Annotated in this window: 15 protein-coding genes and 1 riboswitch; of the genes, 14 read left to right on the top strand and 1 reads right to left on the bottom strand. The window is 61.9% G+C overall.

Annotation, left to right across the window (positions count from 1 at the left end):
* The first annotated feature begins 47 nt into the window (after positions 1-47).
* Positions 48-125, top strand: a riboswitch (SAM riboswitch).
* A gap of 47 nt (positions 126-172) precedes the next feature.
* The 6 genes from metA to ACIPSK_RS28740 all read left to right on the top strand — a co-directional run bounded on the left by metA (position 173) and on the right by ACIPSK_RS28740 (position 6,206).
* Positions 173-1,096, top strand: coding sequence for a homoserine O-acetyltransferase MetA (gene metA / locus ACIPSK_RS28765; RefSeq protein WP_162115046.1), 924 nt, complete (start codon positions 173-175; stop codon positions 1,094-1,096).
* Between the two features lie 226 nt (positions 1,097-1,322).
* Positions 1,323-2,345: an aldose epimerase family protein gene (locus ACIPSK_RS28760; protein ID WP_162115047.1), complete on the top strand. Its 1,023-nt coding sequence runs from the start codon at positions 1,323-1,325 to the stop codon at positions 2,343-2,345.
* 162 nt (positions 2,346-2,507) lie between these two features.
* Positions 2,508-3,281 carry a GntR family transcriptional regulator gene (locus ACIPSK_RS28755; protein ID WP_162115048.1) on the top strand — a complete coding sequence of 258 codons (774 nt, stop codon included), beginning with the start codon at positions 2,508-2,510 and terminating at the stop codon, positions 3,279-3,281.
* Entirely contained in the window at positions 3,278-4,309 is a 1,032-nt protein-coding gene (locus tag ACIPSK_RS28750; RefSeq protein WP_162115049.1) for an SIS domain-containing protein, read from the top strand. The genes ACIPSK_RS28755 and ACIPSK_RS28750 overlap by 4 nt, the downstream gene beginning before the upstream one ends.
* The gene (nagA, locus tag ACIPSK_RS28745; RefSeq protein ID WP_162115050.1) at positions 4,309-5,460 is read left to right on the top strand and encodes an N-acetylglucosamine-6-phosphate deacetylase; all 1,152 of its coding nucleotides are present in this window, start codon (positions 4,309-4,311) and stop codon (positions 5,458-5,460) included. Before ACIPSK_RS28750 ends, nagA begins: the two co-directional genes overlap by 1 nt.
* A gap of 17 nt (positions 5,461-5,477) precedes the next feature.
* Positions 5,478-6,206 (top strand): SIS domain-containing protein, encoded by a 729-nt coding sequence (locus ACIPSK_RS28740; RefSeq protein ID WP_012759421.1) that lies wholly within the window; start codon positions 5,478-5,480, stop codon positions 6,204-6,206.
* A 181-nt stretch (positions 6,207-6,387) separates the two neighbouring features.
* Here the strand turns inward: ACIPSK_RS28740 and efp are convergent, their stop codons facing one another.
* A complete protein-coding gene (gene efp, locus ACIPSK_RS28735) occupies positions 6,388-6,957 on the bottom strand; it encodes an elongation factor P (RefSeq protein ID WP_017966128.1) in 570 nt (189 codons plus the stop codon).
* Between the two features lie 148 nt (positions 6,958-7,105).
* Between efp and epmA the strand changes: the two genes are divergently transcribed.
* From epmA to ACIPSK_RS28695, 8 genes are all read left to right on the top strand, one after another.
* Positions 7,106-8,167, top strand: coding sequence for an EF-P lysine aminoacylase EpmA (gene epmA, locus ACIPSK_RS28730; protein ID WP_162115051.1), 1,062 nt, complete (start codon positions 7,106-7,108; stop codon positions 8,165-8,167).
* Positions 8,164-9,216, top strand: coding sequence for a lysine-2,3-aminomutase-like protein (locus ACIPSK_RS28725; RefSeq protein ID WP_446533086.1), 1,053 nt, complete (start codon positions 8,164-8,166; stop codon positions 9,214-9,216). The genes epmA and ACIPSK_RS28725 overlap by 4 nt, the downstream gene beginning before the upstream one ends.
* A gap of 262 nt (positions 9,217-9,478) precedes the next feature.
* Positions 9,479-9,730: an acyl carrier protein gene (locus ACIPSK_RS28720; protein WP_017962508.1), complete on the top strand. Its 252-nt coding sequence runs from the start codon at positions 9,479-9,481 to the stop codon at positions 9,728-9,730.
* Complete coding sequence (locus tag ACIPSK_RS28715) at positions 9,730-10,911, top strand: acyl-CoA dehydrogenase family protein (RefSeq protein ID WP_162115350.1); 1,182 nt, start codon at positions 9,730-9,732, stop codon at positions 10,909-10,911. Before ACIPSK_RS28720 ends, ACIPSK_RS28715 begins: the two co-directional genes overlap by 1 nt.
* A 5-nt stretch (positions 10,912-10,916) precedes the next feature.
* The gene (locus tag ACIPSK_RS28710) at positions 10,917-11,825 is read left to right on the top strand and encodes an amino acid--[acyl-carrier-protein] ligase (RefSeq protein ID WP_162115053.1); all 909 of its coding nucleotides are present in this window, start codon (positions 10,917-10,919) and stop codon (positions 11,823-11,825) included.
* Entirely contained in the window at positions 11,816-12,793 is a 978-nt protein-coding gene (locus ACIPSK_RS28705; RefSeq protein WP_017966133.1) for a DUF1839 family protein, read from the top strand. Before ACIPSK_RS28710 ends, ACIPSK_RS28705 begins: the two co-directional genes overlap by 10 nt.
* Before the next feature lie 16 nt (positions 12,794-12,809).
* Positions 12,810-15,290, top strand: a complete 2,481-nt coding sequence (locus tag ACIPSK_RS28700) for a glycoside hydrolase family 2 protein (protein ID WP_162115054.1) — start codon at positions 12,810-12,812, stop codon at positions 15,288-15,290.
* Positions 15,291-15,335: 45 nt separating this feature from the next.
* Positions 15,336-16,514 (top strand): glycosyltransferase family 4 protein, encoded by a 1,179-nt coding sequence (locus tag ACIPSK_RS28695; RefSeq protein WP_162115055.1) that lies wholly within the window; start codon positions 15,336-15,338, stop codon positions 16,512-16,514.
* Positions 16,515-16,650: the final 136 nt, after the last annotated feature.

Here is a 16,650-nt window from a genome sequence, read left to right as displayed (position 1 = left end):
CTCCTGCATGCATTCGCCAGTTGATTCGCAATTCGACTGGGTCTAATTAAGGCCTCCGTGGTGATTTGGCCGGCCGGCTTGCAGCCACGTTAAAAAAGTCGCTAAAGGGCCGCGTGCGGACCGGTAGCGATTTTTGTCGCCGCCGGTTTTTGTTTTTGATCGAGTGACCGCAATGCCCATCAAGATCCCCGATACGCTGCCCGCCTTCGAAACCCTGGTTCAGGAGGGCGTGCGGGTGATGACCGAGACGTTGGCGATCCGTCAGGATATTCGGCCGTTGCAGATCGGGCTGCTCAACCTCATGCCGAACAAGATCAAGACCGAGCTGCAGATGGCCCGCCTGGTCGGCGCCTCGCCGCTGCAGGTGGAGCTGTCGCTCATCCGCATCGGCGGCCACAAGGCGAAGAATACGTCCGAGGACCATCTGCTTGCCTTCTACCAGACCTGGGAGGAGGTAAAGCACCGCAAGTTCGACGGCTTCATCATCACCGGGGCGCCGATCGAGCTTTTGCCGTATGAGGACGTCACCTATTGGGCGGAGATGCAGGAGATTCTCGACTGGACGGAAACGAATGTCCATTCGACGATGAACGTCTGCTGGGGCGCGATGGCGGCGATCTATCATTTTCACGGCGTTCCGAAATACGAGCTGAAAGAGAAGGCCTTCGGCGTCTACCGCCATCGGAACCTGAAACCTTCCTCGATCTATCTCAACGGCTTTTCCGACAATTTCGAAGTGCCGGTGTCGCGCTGGACCGAAGTGCGCCGCGCCGATATCGAAAAATCCGAAAGTCTGGAGATCCTGATGGAATCAGCCGAGATGGGCGTGTGCCTCGTGCACGAGAAGCGGGGCCGGCGGCTCTACATGTTCAACCATGTCGAATATGATTCCACCTCGCTTTCCGACGAATATTTCCGCGACGTCAACGCCGGCGTGCCGATCAAGATGCCACACAATTACTTCCCCCATAACGATCCGGCGCTTGCGCCGCAGAACCGCTGGCGCAGCCATGCGCATCTCCTGTTCGGCAACTGGATCAACGAAATCTATCAGACGACGCCCTTTGATGTGGAAGAGATCGGCACGGATCTCTGACCGTTGCCGATCGCGCCGCGAGCCGATGCCACTGCCTCGATGCTGCGGCTTTTCTTTCCGATCCATCGGTTGCGGATCGAAGCAAATGCGGGCAGGTTCCTGTCCTGAAGCCTACAGCACCGCGCGTCTTCGTTGGACGTGCAATGCACATGTTGAATCGCTGCAAATTCCTCAAATCGGTTCCGAATTGAGGAATTTGCAGCAGAGATAGAATGGACGGTCGATCATGTCGGATAAGTTGGAGCGGGACGTTTTCGGGCGAACGAAGGCGGGCGAGACCGTCTATCGGGTCGAGATCAAAGGCGGCGGGCTGACGGCCAAGATCATCAGCTGGGGTGCGGTCATCCAGGATCTGCGCCTCGAGGGACATGACGCGCCGCTGCAGCTCGGCTTCGACGATTTCGACAGCTACCCGCTCTATTCGTCCTACTTCGGCGCAACGCCAGGCCGCTGCGCCAACCGCGTCGGCGGCGGCAGGTTCACGCTTGACGGCAAGGACTATCAGCTCGAGCCGAATGAAAACGGCGTCACGCATCTGCATGGCGGCAGCGACAATATCGCCAAACGCAACTGGACGATCGTCGAGCATGACGTCGACCGCGTGGTGCTGAAGATCGTCGATCCGGATGGCCGCGCCGGCTATCCCGGCAATTGCACCATCCAGGCGACTTTCTGGGTGCATGGCAACGGTGAACTGTCGATCATCTACGAATCGACCAGCGACCAGCCGACGCTCGCCAATGTCTGCCAGCACGCCTATTTCAACCTCGACGGCCGCGAAGATGCGCTTGGCCATGACATCATGATAGCCGCCGATCATTATCTGCCGACCGATGAAAAGCAGGTGCCGACCGGTGAGATCCGTCCCGTCGAGGGCACGGAATTCGATTTCCGCGAGATGGCGCCGATGAAGCGTTTCGTCGGCAGTGAACAAGCGTTTTACGACCATAATTTCTGCCTGTCGGGCGAGCGTACCGCCAAGCGGAGCGTCGCGCTTGCCCGCAGCCTTTATTCCGGTGTGTCGCTGGAAGTGCGCAGCACGGAGCCAGGCGTGCAGTTCTATGCCGGCTTCAAGCTCGATGTCGCGGCTCCCGGCATCGGCGGGCGCAAATACGGCCCGTTCGCCGGCTTCTGCCTGGAGACGCAGGTCTGGCCGGATGCCATCAATCACCAAGGTTTTCCGAATGCAGTGCTGCGCCCCGGCGAAGTGCTGCGCCAGGAGACGGATTATATCTTCACCAAGAACTGAGCATCCTCCAGCGCCGCGCGTTCTAAACGCGCGGCGCTACCGACGCACGACTGTCAAATTCGAGCGCTATAAAACCCTTGCTGGTCCGCCGGCGAGGGTTTTTTCGTTGCATGTTCGATTCTACCTTGCCGATTGGTTCTATATAGGTTCTATTGTTGGCCTATGGATAGAACCAGTCTGATAGCGGAACTGAACAGCCGCGGCCTGCGTGACGAGGCGCTGACCGGGCCGCTCTACAAGCGGCTGGCGCAGACACTGACCGGCCTCATTCAGGAAGGGCTGCTGAAGCCCGGCACGGCACTCCCGGGCGAGCGCGACCTTGCCGAGGCTCTGAAGCTCGGCCGTGTCACTGTGCGCACTGCCTATCGCGATCTGATGGCATCCGGCGCACTGGAATCGCGCCACGGAAGCGGTACTTTCGTATCGAGCAGGGTGGAGCGCATGGAACAGTCGCTGTGGCGGCTTTCCTCCTTTTCCGCCGACATGCGCTCGCGCGGGCGTCTGCCGGCCGCACGGATATTGTCGCGGGCGGTCAATACGCCATCGCCGGAGGAATCCTTCCTGCTCGGCCTCGGCGGCGACGAGCCGGTGCTGAGGCTCGACCGCTTGCGCCTTGCCGACGGACTGCCGCTGGCGATCGAACGCGCCGTGGTGCCGATCAAGTTCCTGGAGCACGATGCCGGCGGCGAGGGATCGCTCTACGATGCGCTGACGGCCAGCGGCCACAGGCCCGTGCGCGCGCTGCAGCGGCTGACCGCGGTCACGCTCGACCCATCCTCCGCCGCAATCCTGAACGTCAAATCAGGCGCGCCGGCGCTTCTGATCGAACGTGTCTCGCGCCTGGAAGACCAGCGCGTCGTCGAATACACTCGCTCGCATTATCGCGGCGATGCTTATGATTTCGTTGCCGAATTGAGAATCGGAGATGACCTATGAATGACAACCAGTCACTGATGCTGCAAGAAGCCGGTCAATCGCCGGAGGTGGTGGCCACGCTGCTCGAAAAGGAAAAACCGGTCTTTGCCGAGATCGCCCGGCTGTTTTCGTCCGCCCGCCCGAGTGTGGTGACGACGGCGGCGCGCGGCTCCTCGGACCACGCCGCCACCTTCTTCAAATACCTCTTCGAGATCACCTGTGGCGTTCCGGTCGCCTCGGTCGGTCCGTCGATCGCTTCCGTTTATGGTGCGGCGCTGCATCTGAAGGGCGGCGTGCATTTCACCGTCTCGCAGTCGGGTGCCAGCCCCGACATCGTCGCGCTGCAGGATGCGGCGAAGAAGGGCGGAGCAACGACGATCGCCGTCGTCAACGTCACCGACAGCCCGCTTGCGAAACAGGCCGATATTGTTCTCGGTCTCAATGCCGGCGCGGAAAAGAGTGTCGCGGCGACAAAATCCTTCATCGCCTCGGTCGCCGCCCTTTCCGGCGTGACGGCTGCGATCGGCGGTGGATCCGATCTGCAGGCCGCGCTCGGCAAGCTGCCGGAGGCACTGTCGGCGACCGCGGGGATCGACACGGCGGCAGCCGAAGAGGTGCTCTTCAACGCGACCTCGCTTTATACGGCCGGCCGCGGCCCGGCTTTCGCGATCGCTCTCGAAGCGGCGCTGAAGGCCAAGGAAACCTCCGGCCTGCATGCCGAAGCCTTTTCGCTGGCGGAATTGATGCATGGCCCGATGCGCCTGGTGCAGCCGGGCTTCCCGATCGTCGCCTTTGCGCCCGACGATGCGGCCTTCGCCAACAATGTCCAGGCGCTGGAACGCCTGCAGAAGCTCGGCGCCACCACCGTCGGCTTCTCGGCACAACCGCTCTCCGGCGTCCATCTGCGCGTGCCGACGACGGGCAACGGCCTCGTCGATCCGCTGGTGTCGCTGCTCGTCTATTACCGGCTGATCGAGTCGGTGACGCGCCGCAAAGGCTTCGATCCCGACAAGCCGGCAAACCTGCTCAAGGTGACGGAGACGGTCTGATGGTCCGCAAGATCTTCCTCGGTGCTCGCATCTTCGACGGCGAGCGCTTCCATGACGACAAGGCCCTCATCGTTGCCGGCGGCCGCGTCGAAGCGATCATCGCCAGAAATGATCTGCCGGACGGCGAGGTGGTGACGCTTGCCGGCGGGGTTCTGTCGGCCGGTTTCATCGATGCGCAGGTCAATGGCGGCGCCGGGCGGATGCTGAACGACGAGCCTTCCACCACCTCGATGGACATCATCGCCCGGGGGCACCGATCCTATGGCACGACGTCGCTGCTGCCGACGCTGATCACCGATACATCAGAGGCCTCCATTGCCGCCATCGACGCGGCCAAGGCGGCAGTGAAAGCCAACCGCGGCGTCGCCGGTCTGCATCTGGAAGGCCCGCATCTGGCGCCTGCGCGCAAGGGCGCGCATCTGGCCGAATTGATGCGGCCGGTGGAGGGCCGCGACGTCAAGGCCTTCATCCGGGCGCGCGAGGCGATCGGCACGCTGCTCGTCACCATGGCCGCCGAGCAGGTGACGGTTGCCCAGGTGCGTGAGCTTGCGGAGGCCGGCGTCACCGTCAGCATCGGCCATTCCGATTGTTCGAGCGAGGCGGCGGAGGAACGTTTCGATGCCGGCGCACGGGGCGTCACGCATCTCTTCAACGCCATGAGCCAATTGGGACACCGTGCGCCTGGCCTCGTCGGCGCGGCGATCGATCATCCCTCGATCTGGTGCGGCATCATCGCCGACGGCCATCATGTCGATCCGAAGGCCCTGCGCACGGCGCTTCGTGCCAAACGCGGCGAAGGCAAGCTGTTTTTCGTCACCGACGCGATGTCGCTCGTCGGATCGGAGAAGGATTCGTTCACGCTGAACGGACGCACCGTCCGGCGCGAAAGGGGCGGTTTCTGCTCGAAGCTAGTGCTTTCCGACGGCACGTTGGCCGGTTCCGACGTCGACATGATCTCGACGATCCGTTACGGCGTCACCTATCTGGACCTGACGCTCGCCGAGGCCTTGCGTATGGCGACCCTTTATCCCGCGCGGTTCCTCAGGCTTGCCGATCGCGGCCATCTCTCGCCGGGCGCGCGTGCCGATCTCGTGCATCTCACCGATGCGCTTGCCGTCAGCGCCACCTGGCTCAGCGGCGAAGCGGCCTGAAATCAAGGATAAGCCGGATGACCGACATTACCGATGCCTATTTCTCCAATCTGATCGGCCGGCTGGAAGAACTGAAGCAGACGCTTGCCCAGCCGATGGCGCAGGCAGCAGCCGTCATCCTCGATGCTGCCCGCGGCGACAAGCGTGTCTATGTCTTCGGCACCGGCCATTCGCATATGCTGGCGGAAGAGGTGCACTATCGTGCCGGCGGGCTCGCCTTCACCGTGCCGGTACTCGTCGGCTCGGCCATGTTGCATGAGGGTGCAGTCATCAGTTCGGTCTATGAGCGCACGCAGGGCCTGGTGCGGCCGATGCTGGAGCGTTACGGCATGCAGCCGGGCGATGTCATCATCATCGCCTCCAATTCGGGCGTGAACGCCGCACCGATCGAGGCCGCCGACTATGCGCGCGAAATCGGCGCAAAGGTGATTGCCATCACTTCGATCGCCTATTCCTCAGCGATTGCCAATGGCCGCCGGCGGCTCGCCGACGTGGCCGATGTGGTGCTCGACAACGGGCTGCCACCGGGTGACGCCGTTGTCGATCTCGAAGGCACGGGACTTCGGGTCGGGCCAGTCTCGACGGCGGTCGGGGTGACGGTCATCAATGCGATCTTCGCAGAGGTCGCTTCGGAGCTTTCGAAATCCGGCGATGCGCCGATTTATCTCAGCGCCAACATGCCGGGTGCCGCCGAGATCAACCAGAAGCTCGTCAAGAAATACCGGCCGCGCAACCCGCATCTCTAGGGCAATTCCAGCAAAAGTGCGTAGCGGTTTTGCGTCCGGAATTGCGTGAAAACAAAGAGATAGAGCATGATGCCGAAAAGTGTGTGCGGTTTTCGCGCGACATCATGCCCCGATTATTTAATTGAGACGGCGGAAAAAAAGGCCGGCGCGAGCCGGCCTCTCCGATAGGCTGAAACCAGGATCAGTCCTTGGCGCGTTCGACGTAGGAATTGTCTTCCGTGGCGATGACGACGCGGGTGCCGGCATTGATGTGCGGCGGCACCATGGCGCGCACGCCGTTCGACAAAATCGCCGGCTTATAGGAGGACGATGCCGTTTGGCCTTTGACGACCGGTTCCGTCTCCATGATTTCGAGCGTGACGTGGCGCGGCAGTTGGAGCGCCAGCGCAATGCCTTCATGCATCGAGAGGATGCAGGACATGCCTTCCTGCAGATAGGCCTTGTCGTCACCCATCGTGTCGACATCGACGACCACCTGATCGTAGGTCGCCGGGTTCATGAAGTGGAAGCCTTCGCCGTCTTCATAGAGAAACTGGAAGGAGACGTCTTCGACGAAGGCGCGCTCGACCTGTTCGGTGGTGCGCCAGCGCTCGGAAACCTTCACGCCGTCGACGATGCGGCGCATATCGACCTGGGTGACCGGCGTGCCCTTGCCCGGATGAAAGTTCTGGGCGGTGAGAACGACGTAGAGCTTGCCGTCGACATCGAGAACGTTGCCCTTGCGGACCGAAGAGGCGATGACCTTGACCATAAGACTTCCTTGTAACTCGGCTTTCGGCGTCGTAGATGACTGGCGAGACGCCCCGAAGACGCAAATGTTTTTCTTTGGGGCGCAACTAACCTAAAATCCGGGAAATAGCCACCCCCAATACCGGCTTCTCCGGCGAAGAAAGCTTGGAATGAACTCTTCGGCGAAAGCGTCCCCTTGGTGGACCCCGTCCGTGCATGCCGACCGCCGTCCGTTCCTGGTCGGGCGCAACGCAATCCAGGCGGCGTTGCGCGGGTTTTTTGTGCGCGAGGATTTCATCGAGGTGGATACGGCGGTGCTGCAGGTTTCCCCCGGCAACGAGGCGCACTTGCATGCCTTCGCCACGGAAGCGCTGACGACGGATGGGCAAAGGGCGCCGTTTTACCTGCATACCTCGCCGGAATTTGCCTGCAAGAAGCTGCTTGCGGCGGGCGAGGAACGCATCTCGTGTTTTGCCCATGTCTATCGCAACCGCGAGCGCGGGCCGCTGCATCATCCTGAGTTCACTATGCTCGAATGGTATCGGGCCGGCGAAAGCTATGAGAGCCTGATGATGGATTGCGTGCGGATCCTGGCGCTGGCCGCCGAAACGGTGAAGACCGGGAAGCTTGCCTATCGCGGCGCCGAGAGCGATCCCTTTGCCGGGCCGGAGCGGATCAGCGTTGCCGAAGCGTTCGAGCGTCATGCCGGCATCGATCTTCTCGCCTCGGTCGCCGCCGACGGTTCGACCGACCGCGACCATCTGGCCGCCGAGACGAAGCGCGTCGGCATGCGTGTTGCCGATGACGACGGCTGGGCCGATCTCTTCAGCCGGGTGCTTGTGGAAAGGATCGAGCCGCGTCTCGGTTTCGGCCGCATCACCATCCTCGACGAATATCCGATCTCAGAGGCGGCACTTGCCCGTCCCTCGACAGACGACCCGAGGGTTGCCGAACGTTTCGAGCTCTATGCCTGCGGCGTCGAACTTGCGAACGGCTTCGGCGAGCTCACCAACGCTGCCGAACAGCGGCGACGGTTCGAGATCGAGATGGCCGAGAAGGCGCGGGTCTACGGCGAGACCTATCCAATCGACGAGGATTTTCTCGCTGCGCTGCCGCTGATGCCTGAAGCAAGCGGTATCGCGCTCGGCTTCGACCGGCTGGTGATGCTGGCGACGGGAGCATCACGCATCGACCAGGTGCTCTGGGCGCCGGTGGCGGAGTACGGAAGATGAATGCCGTCAAACCGATCAAGAGCGTCGACGATCTTGTGAAGGCGGGACTGGTCGCGTCTGCCGATCGCGCAGCGCTCGAGGAGGTTGCGGCGCGTTATGCGATTGCGCTGACGCCTGCAATCAGTAAGCTCATCGACCGCACCGATCCCGTTGATCCGATCGCTCGGCAATTCGTGCCTGATACAGCCGAACTCACGGTCGCCCGCGAAGAACGGGCCGATCCGATCGGCGATCATGCCCACAGCCCCGTCGAAGGCATCGTTCACCGCTATCCCGATCGTGTCTTGCTCAAGGCCGTGCATGTCTGCCCGGTCTATTGCCGCTTCTGCTTCCGGCGCGAAATGGTGGGGCCGCAGGGTCTCGGCACGCTCGATGCGGCGGCGATGCAGGCCGCTTTCGATTATATAAGCAGTCATGAGGAGATCTGGGAGGTCATCCTCACCGGCGGCGATCCGCTGGTGCTTTCCTCGCGCCGGCTCCACGAGATCATGGAGGCGCTTGCCGGCATCGCGCATGTGAAGATCATCAGGTTCCACACGCGTGTCCCGGTCGTCGAGCCCGAGAAGATCGATGCGGCGCTGATCGCCGCGCTGAAGGCGAGCGGCAAGACGGTCTATATCGCGCTGCACGCCAACCATGTGAGAGAGCTGACGACGGAAGCGCGGGCCGCCTGCGGCCGCCTCGTCGATGCCGGCATTGCCATGGTCAGCCAGTCGGTGCTGCTCAAGGGCGTCAACGACGATCCCGCCGTTCTGGCGGAGTTGATGAAGGCCTTCGTCGAAATCCGCGTCAAACCCTATTACCTGCATCATCCGGATCTGGCGCCCGGCACCAGCCACTTCAGAGTGACGATCGAGGAGGGACAGAAGATCGTCGCGGCGCTGCGCGGGCGGATTTCCGGTCTCTGCCAGCCGGCCTACATCCTTGATATCCCAGGCGGTCACGGCAAGGCCGTCATCAGCGGAAGCGCGATCCGGGCGACAGGCGAGGGATGTTATTCCGTCACCGATTATCGCGGCGGCGAACATTCTTATCCGCCGGCCGGTTGAGACAAAAGCGGCGCTTTCGTATCATTTCTGTACTCGCCACGTCGGAAACCAGAGTGTGTCGCAACGGCGAAATTATCTTAAGCTATTGATATAAAACGGTTGTTTATGATGGTGCAGGAAGGATCGCTAAAATCCTAACTATGAGCCTTAGTCATATTTAACTCAATAAATTAGCGGAATGTTCTGTTTTCCGCACTAAAAGAACGCTCATGACAAGGCGATGAACGCCGGATCGGGATCATGAGAATCTTGGAGTGATGGGATGAATAAGGCAATCCGCGACCTCGTAGCTAAATTCGGCAAGCTTCCCGGGTCGATCGACCAGGTTGCCGACGATGCCGATCTTTATGCGGCAGGTTTGACGTCCTTTGCTTCTGTGCAGTTGATGCTTGGCCTCGAAGAGGCCTTCGACATCGAATTTCCCGACAATCTCCTGAACCGCAAATCCTTCGCGAGCATCTCGGCCATTGCCAGGACCGTCGATCTCATCCGGGACGGCCGGAAGGTCGCGTGATGAATTTCCCCGTCAAGATCATGCAGGACGGTCTTGTCGCAAGGGTGGCCCGCGTCGCCGAAATCGCGGCGAAACACGCGGATACCGTCGATACCGAAGCCCGTTTCCCCCGGGAAGCCGTCGATGCGATGAAGGCCGAAAGGCTGCTCGGCATCCAGGTGCCGCGCCATCTCGGCGGCGAATCCGCCTCGATCACCGAGATCGCCGAATTGTGCTCGATGCTCGGCCAGGCCTGTGCCGCAAGCGCCATGGTTTTCGCCATGCACCACATCAAGCTGTCGAGCCTCGTTGAACACGGCGCCGACAGCGAATGGCATCGCGGTTTCATGCGCCGCGTCGCCGCCGAGCAGCTGCTGATCGCATCCGCCACCACCGAAGGCGGTATCGGCGGAAACCTGCGCAACAGCATCTGTGCGGTCGAAGTCGATGACGACACGTGCCGCCTCGAAAAGGATGCGACCGTGATTTCCTACGGCTCGCATGCCGACGCCATTCTCATCACCTCGCGTGCCCACGCGCAGGCGGCTTCCTCCGATCAGGTTCTGACGGCCTTCCTCAAGGACCAGTACACGCTCGAGAAAACGCATGTCTGGAATACGCTCGGCATGCGCGGCACCTGCTCCGACGGCTTCCTGTTCAAGGGCGAAGCGCCGGCTTGCCAGATCCTGCCGAAGCCTTTCGCGGAGATCGCGGCGCAGTCCATGCTTGCCTCCTCGCACCTCTTGTGGAGCGGCGTCTGGTACGGCATTGCTGTCGACGCCGTTGTGCGCGCCCAGGCTTTCGTGCGTGCCGCAGCCCGCAGGGCGCCGGATGCCCAGCCGCCGGGCGCGCTGCGCCTCGCCGAGGTTTCGAACCTGTTGCAGATGGTGAAATCCAACGTCGTTGCCGGCCTCAAGGCCTATGAGGATGCCAAGACCGATGCCGACAGGCTGTCTTCGATGGGATTTGCGGTGGCGATGAACAACGTCAAGATCGCCTCGTCCGAGACCATCCTGGAGATCGTCAACCATGCGATGCTGATCTGCGGCATCATGGGCTACAAGAACGGTACGCCCTTCAGCCTCGGACGCCATCTGCGCGACGCGCATTCCGCACAGCTCATGATTTCGAATGACCGCATCCTCGGCAACACGTCGAGCATGCTTCTTGTCCATAAACAGGACACTAGCCTACTGGGGTGACAGTCATGGATATGCAGACCTCGTTTCTGGACCGGCTTTTCGAATCCGGTCTGCTGATCGATACCGGCATCGACGGGCTCTACGGCCGTAGCGGCCAGTTCGAAGACGTGATCGCTGCCTTCGAGCGCCTGATCGACACGTTCGGCGGCGCCGATGGTGCCGAAGCCATGCGCTTTCCGCCCGGCATGAACCGCGCCTTCTTCGAAAAGAGCGGCTACATGAAGAGCTTTCCGCAGCTCGCTGGCACAGTGCACAGCTTCTGCGGCAGCGAACTCGATCATGTCAGCCTGCTGCAATGCATGGAAGTCGGCGAAGACTGGACCAAGGGACAGGACGCGACCGACATCGTGCTGACGCCGGCTGCCTGCTATCCGCTCTATCCGACGATCGCCAAGCGCGGCAACCTGCCGAAGACGGGCGGCCTCTTCGACCTGCAATCCTATTGCTTCCGCCATGAGCCGTCGAAAGACCCTGCCCGCCAGCAGCTGTTCCGCATGCGTGAATATGTCTGCATGGGTACCGAGCTGCACGTCACCGATTTCCGCCAGCGCTGGATGGATCGCGGCGTCGAGATGATGAAGGCCGTCGGCCTCGAGGTGACGATCGACGTTGCCAATGATCCGTTCTTCGGCCGTGCCGGAAAGATGCTCGCCAATAATCAGCGCGACCAGAACCTGAAGTTCGAGCTGCTGATCCCGATCACCTCGGCTGCCAATCCGACCGCCTGCATGAGCTTCAACTACCATCAGGATGCCTTCGGCACGAAGTGGGGTCTCAAGCTCGAAGACGGCAATGTCGCGCACACCGCCTGCGTCGGCTTCGGGCTGGAGCGCATCGCCCTTGCCCTCTTTCATCATCACGGGCTCGATGTGAAGCAATGGCCGGCCAGCGTACGGAAAGCGCTGTGGGGCTGAGCAAATCGATGACATCGGTCTTTTCGGGAATCGACCCGGAAACCTACCGGGCGCATGCGCTGCATTCCGGCGAGCGCGCCTGGCCGGAAACCAATTGCTATGTCGATCTATGGATCGAGGTTCTGGCGACATCAGGCGTTGCGCCGGAGGCGATGCTGGGTTTTACCCTGACGCAGGATTTCGAGGGCGACCAGTTCACCTTCTTCAAGGTGCCGCTCGAGGATCTCGAAGCGCTCTACGGCATTCGTGCGACCGAGCTTGCCATCTACGACCGTGTCGAACGCCATGTCGAGGTTCAGATCGCGCGTGCCCGTCTCTGCCTGATCGAAATGGATTCTTTCTACATGCCGGATACGCGCGGCACCGCCTACCGGCAGGAGCACGGCAAAACGACGGTTGCGATCAACCGACTGGATATTGCGGCCAAACGCGTCGATTATTTCCACAATGCCGGTTATTTCAGTCTCGAAGGCGAGGATTTCGACGGGCTGTTCCAGCTGCATCGGGAAAACGACCCGCCGTTCCTTCCCTATGCGGAATTTGCTCGGTTCCCGGAAAAGCCCGCGGATGAAGCGCATCTGCGCGCAACCGCGCGGCGGCTTGCCGGCTTTCACTTTGCCCGGCGTCCCCGCGAAAACCCGATCCGCGCCTTTGCAGGCGTCTTTCCGCAACAGGTCGAAGCGGTGGCGGAACGGCCGTTCGGCTTCTTCCACAAATACGCCTTCAACACGCTTCGCCAGGTAGGCGCCAATTTCGAACTGGCGGCCGATTACCTCACCTGGCTCTCCGCTGATGAATTCACGGCTGCCGCCGAGCATGCCAGGCGCATTTCCGAGGTGGCGAAATCGGTGCAGTTCCAGCTTGCCCGCGCCGTCACCCGCAAGAAGTTCGAGCCGTTGCAGGCAGCACTTGATCCGGCCGCCGATGCATGGGATTCCATGATGGCGTCGCTTGCGGGGCGAATCTGAGGCCGGAGATCTGACCATGCGGGGGCGTTTGGCAAGCATCGGTGCTGAGGAAAGTCTACTTTCCGAAGGCTGGAACCTGATCCTGACGGAGCCGGGCGCATGCGCGGTGCCGCACGACATCCCGCTATCGGCGCAGTTCATTCCAGCACCCGTTCCCGGGACCGTCGCCGCAGCACTCGAAAAAGCCGGTCTCTTCGATCGGGAAAATCCCGAGCCGCTGAACACGCGGGACGCCTGGTATCTCTGCCGGCTTTTCGATGCCGAGGCCGGCGACGCAGTCCTGCGTTTCGCAGGGCTGGCGACGCTCTGCCACGTCTTCCTGAACGGCCAGGAAATCCTGTTTTCCGAGAGCATGTTCACGGCGCACGAGATTCCGGTGACACTTTCGGGCGGCGACGAGCTGGCCCTGTGCTTCCGGGCACTCGGCCCCCGCCTGTCGGAGCCGGGCCCGCGCGCGCGCTGGCGGCCGCAGATGATCACGCCGGCGGGCTTGAAGAATTTCCGCACGACGCTGCTCGGCCATATGCCGGGCTGGTGCCCCGATATCCATGCCGTCGGGCCATGGCGGCCGATTTCGATGGTGCGGCGTCATCCCGTCTCGATCTACAATGTTTCCATCCGCGCCGTATTGGAGGAGAGTGGCGTCGGCCGTCTCAGCGTTTCCCTGCACAGCAATGCCGAGGATCCGGCAATGCTGCTGCACTGTGGCGGGATGGAGCAACCCTTCGAAAAGGTCGGCGACAGTCATTACTCGGCTATCCTCAAGCTTTCCGACATCGAGGCCTGGTGGCCGCACACGCATGGCGCTCCGCGTCTCTACGAACTGACGCTGGTTTCCGACGGGGTGGAATATCCGCTCGGCAGGACCGGCTTCCGGCGCATCGACGTCGACCGCGGTGCCGATGGCGATGACTTCGCGCTCCTCGTCAACGGCGAACGCATCTTCTGCCGCGGCGCGGTGTGGACAACGGCTGATATCGCGCGATTGCCGGGCGGGCGGGCGGATTACGAGCCGTTTCTACGGCTTGCCGCTGCAGCCGGCATGAACATGATTCGTATCGGCGGCACCATGGCCTACGAAACGCCTGATTTCTTCGCGCTCTGCGACGAACTCGGCCTGCTTGTCTGGCAGGATTTCATGTTCGCCAATTTCGATTATCCGCGCAACGACAAGGCTTTTCTCGGCCACGTGCATGCGGAGGTCGAGGAATTCCTGCATGGCGTGCACGCGTCGCCTTCGCTGGCCGTGCTCTGCGGCGGCAGCGAAATCCACCAGCAGGCGGCAATGCTCGGCCTGCCGGCGGAATTCTGGAGCGGGCCGGTTACCGATGAAATCATCCCGGCGGTCGTCGCGCGCATGCGCCCCGATGTGCCCTATGTGCCGAACTCTCCCTATGGCGGAGCGATGCCCTTTTCGCCGAATGCCGGTATCGCCCATTATTATGGCGTCGGCGCCTATATGCGGCCGATTGCCGATGCGCGCCGCGCCGACGTGCGTTTTGCCTCCGAAAGCCTCGCCTTCGCGCATGTGCCGCAGCAAAGGACGCTGAAGCATCATCTCGATGTGCCCGCCGTCCACAGCCCGCTATGGAAGGCCCGCGTGCCCCGCGATCGTAGCGCATCGTGGGATTTCGAGGATGTTCGCGATTTCTACCTGCAGCTTCTCTACGGTTTCGATCCGGCTGAGCTGCGCCGCGAAGATCCGGAACGCTATCTCGATCTCTCCCGCGCCGTCACCGGCGAGGTGATTGAAGAGACTTTTGCCGAATGGCGGCGCAAGGGCTCTGCCTGCAATGGCGCGCTCGTCTGGACGCTGCAGGACCTGCTGCCCGGCCCCGGCTGGGGGGTGATCGATTCCACCGGAGAGCCGAAGCCCGTCTGGTATGCGATGCGCCGTGCATTCCGGCCGGTGCAAGTGGTCTTCACCGACGAGGGAACGAACGGTCTCGACGTGCATGTCGTCAACGAGGCGGATGCCGCGCTCGACGTCGAACTCGAGGTCGTCTGCCTGCGCGACGGAAAACAGCAGGTCGTCAGCGGCAGCAGGGCCTTCAAGCTAGCGGCAAGAGACACTGAGCGCCTTGCCTGCACGGCGCTGTTCGGCGCCTTTTTCGATACGACCTATGCCTTCCGTTTCGGGCCGCCGGCGCACGATGCAAGTGTGGCGCGCCTGCGCTCGCTGGCGGATGGCGCCCTTCTCGCCGAGAGCTTCCACTTCCCGTGCGGACGAGGGAAGGCGCTGCATGATGCCAGTATCGAAGCATCATTCGGCAGAGACGGCGACGGCTGGTTCGTCGATCTCAGGACCGACCGGCTGGCGCAATCGGTGCATATCGACGTCGAAGACTATCGAGCCGACGACGACTGGTTCCACCTTGCCCCCGGCGCGATGCGGCGGGTGACGCTCCACGCGCTGTCCGGCGTGGAAAGCGACATTCCGCCTGCAGGCGAGATCAGAAGTCTAGGCAGTTCGCATCGCGTCGCAATCGAGGGCTGACGCCGCTGCGAAGGATGATGCCGATCCATTGGGAAAGACCGTGATTTGAGAACGATGTACCGCTTTCTGCGCGCCCATGTCCTGCAGCGGCTGATCCCGCGGTCGCGTCTTGCTTTCAACCCGCGCAGGCCGGTGGAAGTCGTCGGTTATCTCTCGATGGCGGTCGGCGTCGGCGAGTCGGCAAGGCTCTGCGCCGACGCGCTGTCGAAGGCGGGGCAGGCGATTTCGCTCTCCGATGTCAGCACGCATCCTGACGAAAATTCCTTCGCCGGATGGATGCCGTCGCATCTCACCGCCGAACCCGCGGGAAGCCGGATCTGGCATCTCAATCCGCCGATGCTGCCGCGCGCCATCCTGAAGAAGGGCGTTGCCAATTTCACCCGCGCCTTCAACATCGGCTATTTCGCCTGGGAGCTCGAAATCGTCCCGGCGGAGTGGCGCAATGCGATGCATTACATGAATGCCGTCTTCGTGCCGTCGGAATTCACCAGGCGGGCGATTGCACCGCTCACTGCGGCACCGGTCATCGTCGTTCCGCATCCCGTCACCGAGAAGCCGGCGACGGAAGGCATGCGCCAGAAATTCGGCGTCGAGGAAGACGCCTTTCTGGTCAGCTTCATCTTCAGCGCCGGCTCCTCGATCAACCGGAAGAATCCGCAGGCCGTCATCGAGGCCTTCCGGATATTCGCTGCCGAATGCCCCAGCGCCTTCCTGTTGATGAAGGCCAGTGGCGATATCAACAAGGATGAAAGCCTGCGCGAACTGGTCGCCTCGGTCGCAGGCAACACCCGGATCAGGATCGTCACCGACAGGCTGTCGGACTCCGATATCAACGGGCTCATCCACTGCTCAGACGCCTATGTTTCGCTGCATCGTTCCGAGGGTTTCGGGCTGACGGTGGCAGAGGCGATCATGCAGCGTACGCCGGTCGTGTCCACGGCCTGGTCGGGCACGTTGGATTTCTGCGATCCCGACAATAGCTGGCTGGTCGCCTCACCCCTGATTCCGGTGGTGGACACCCACCCTGAATTTGCCGGGCTCGAAGGCGCGGTCTGGGCCGCCCCTTCTCCCAAGGCGGCGGCCGCGCACCTGCTGGACATCTTCCGCGCACCCGAGCGTGCACGCGAGAAGGCTGAGAAGGCGCGGGCGTTCCTGCTGCGTTACCTCGCGGAGAACAGTTACGAGAAGGCGCTTCAGACGCTGACGGCGATGCCGACCGGCTAAGAGGAGGTCGTCACTCCGCTTTATTTTAACATTTTCGCATTAGTGATGACGGGCGGCTTTAGAGCATGTCGCGCAAAAGTGTGCAGCGGTTTTGCGATAACGACATGCGTAAAAACAAAAACCTAAAGCGCGAGGA

It is taken from the genome of Rhizobium sp. LARHSG275 (genome assembly GCF_052871115.1).
This window is presented reverse-complemented; position numbering and strand designations above follow the sequence as displayed.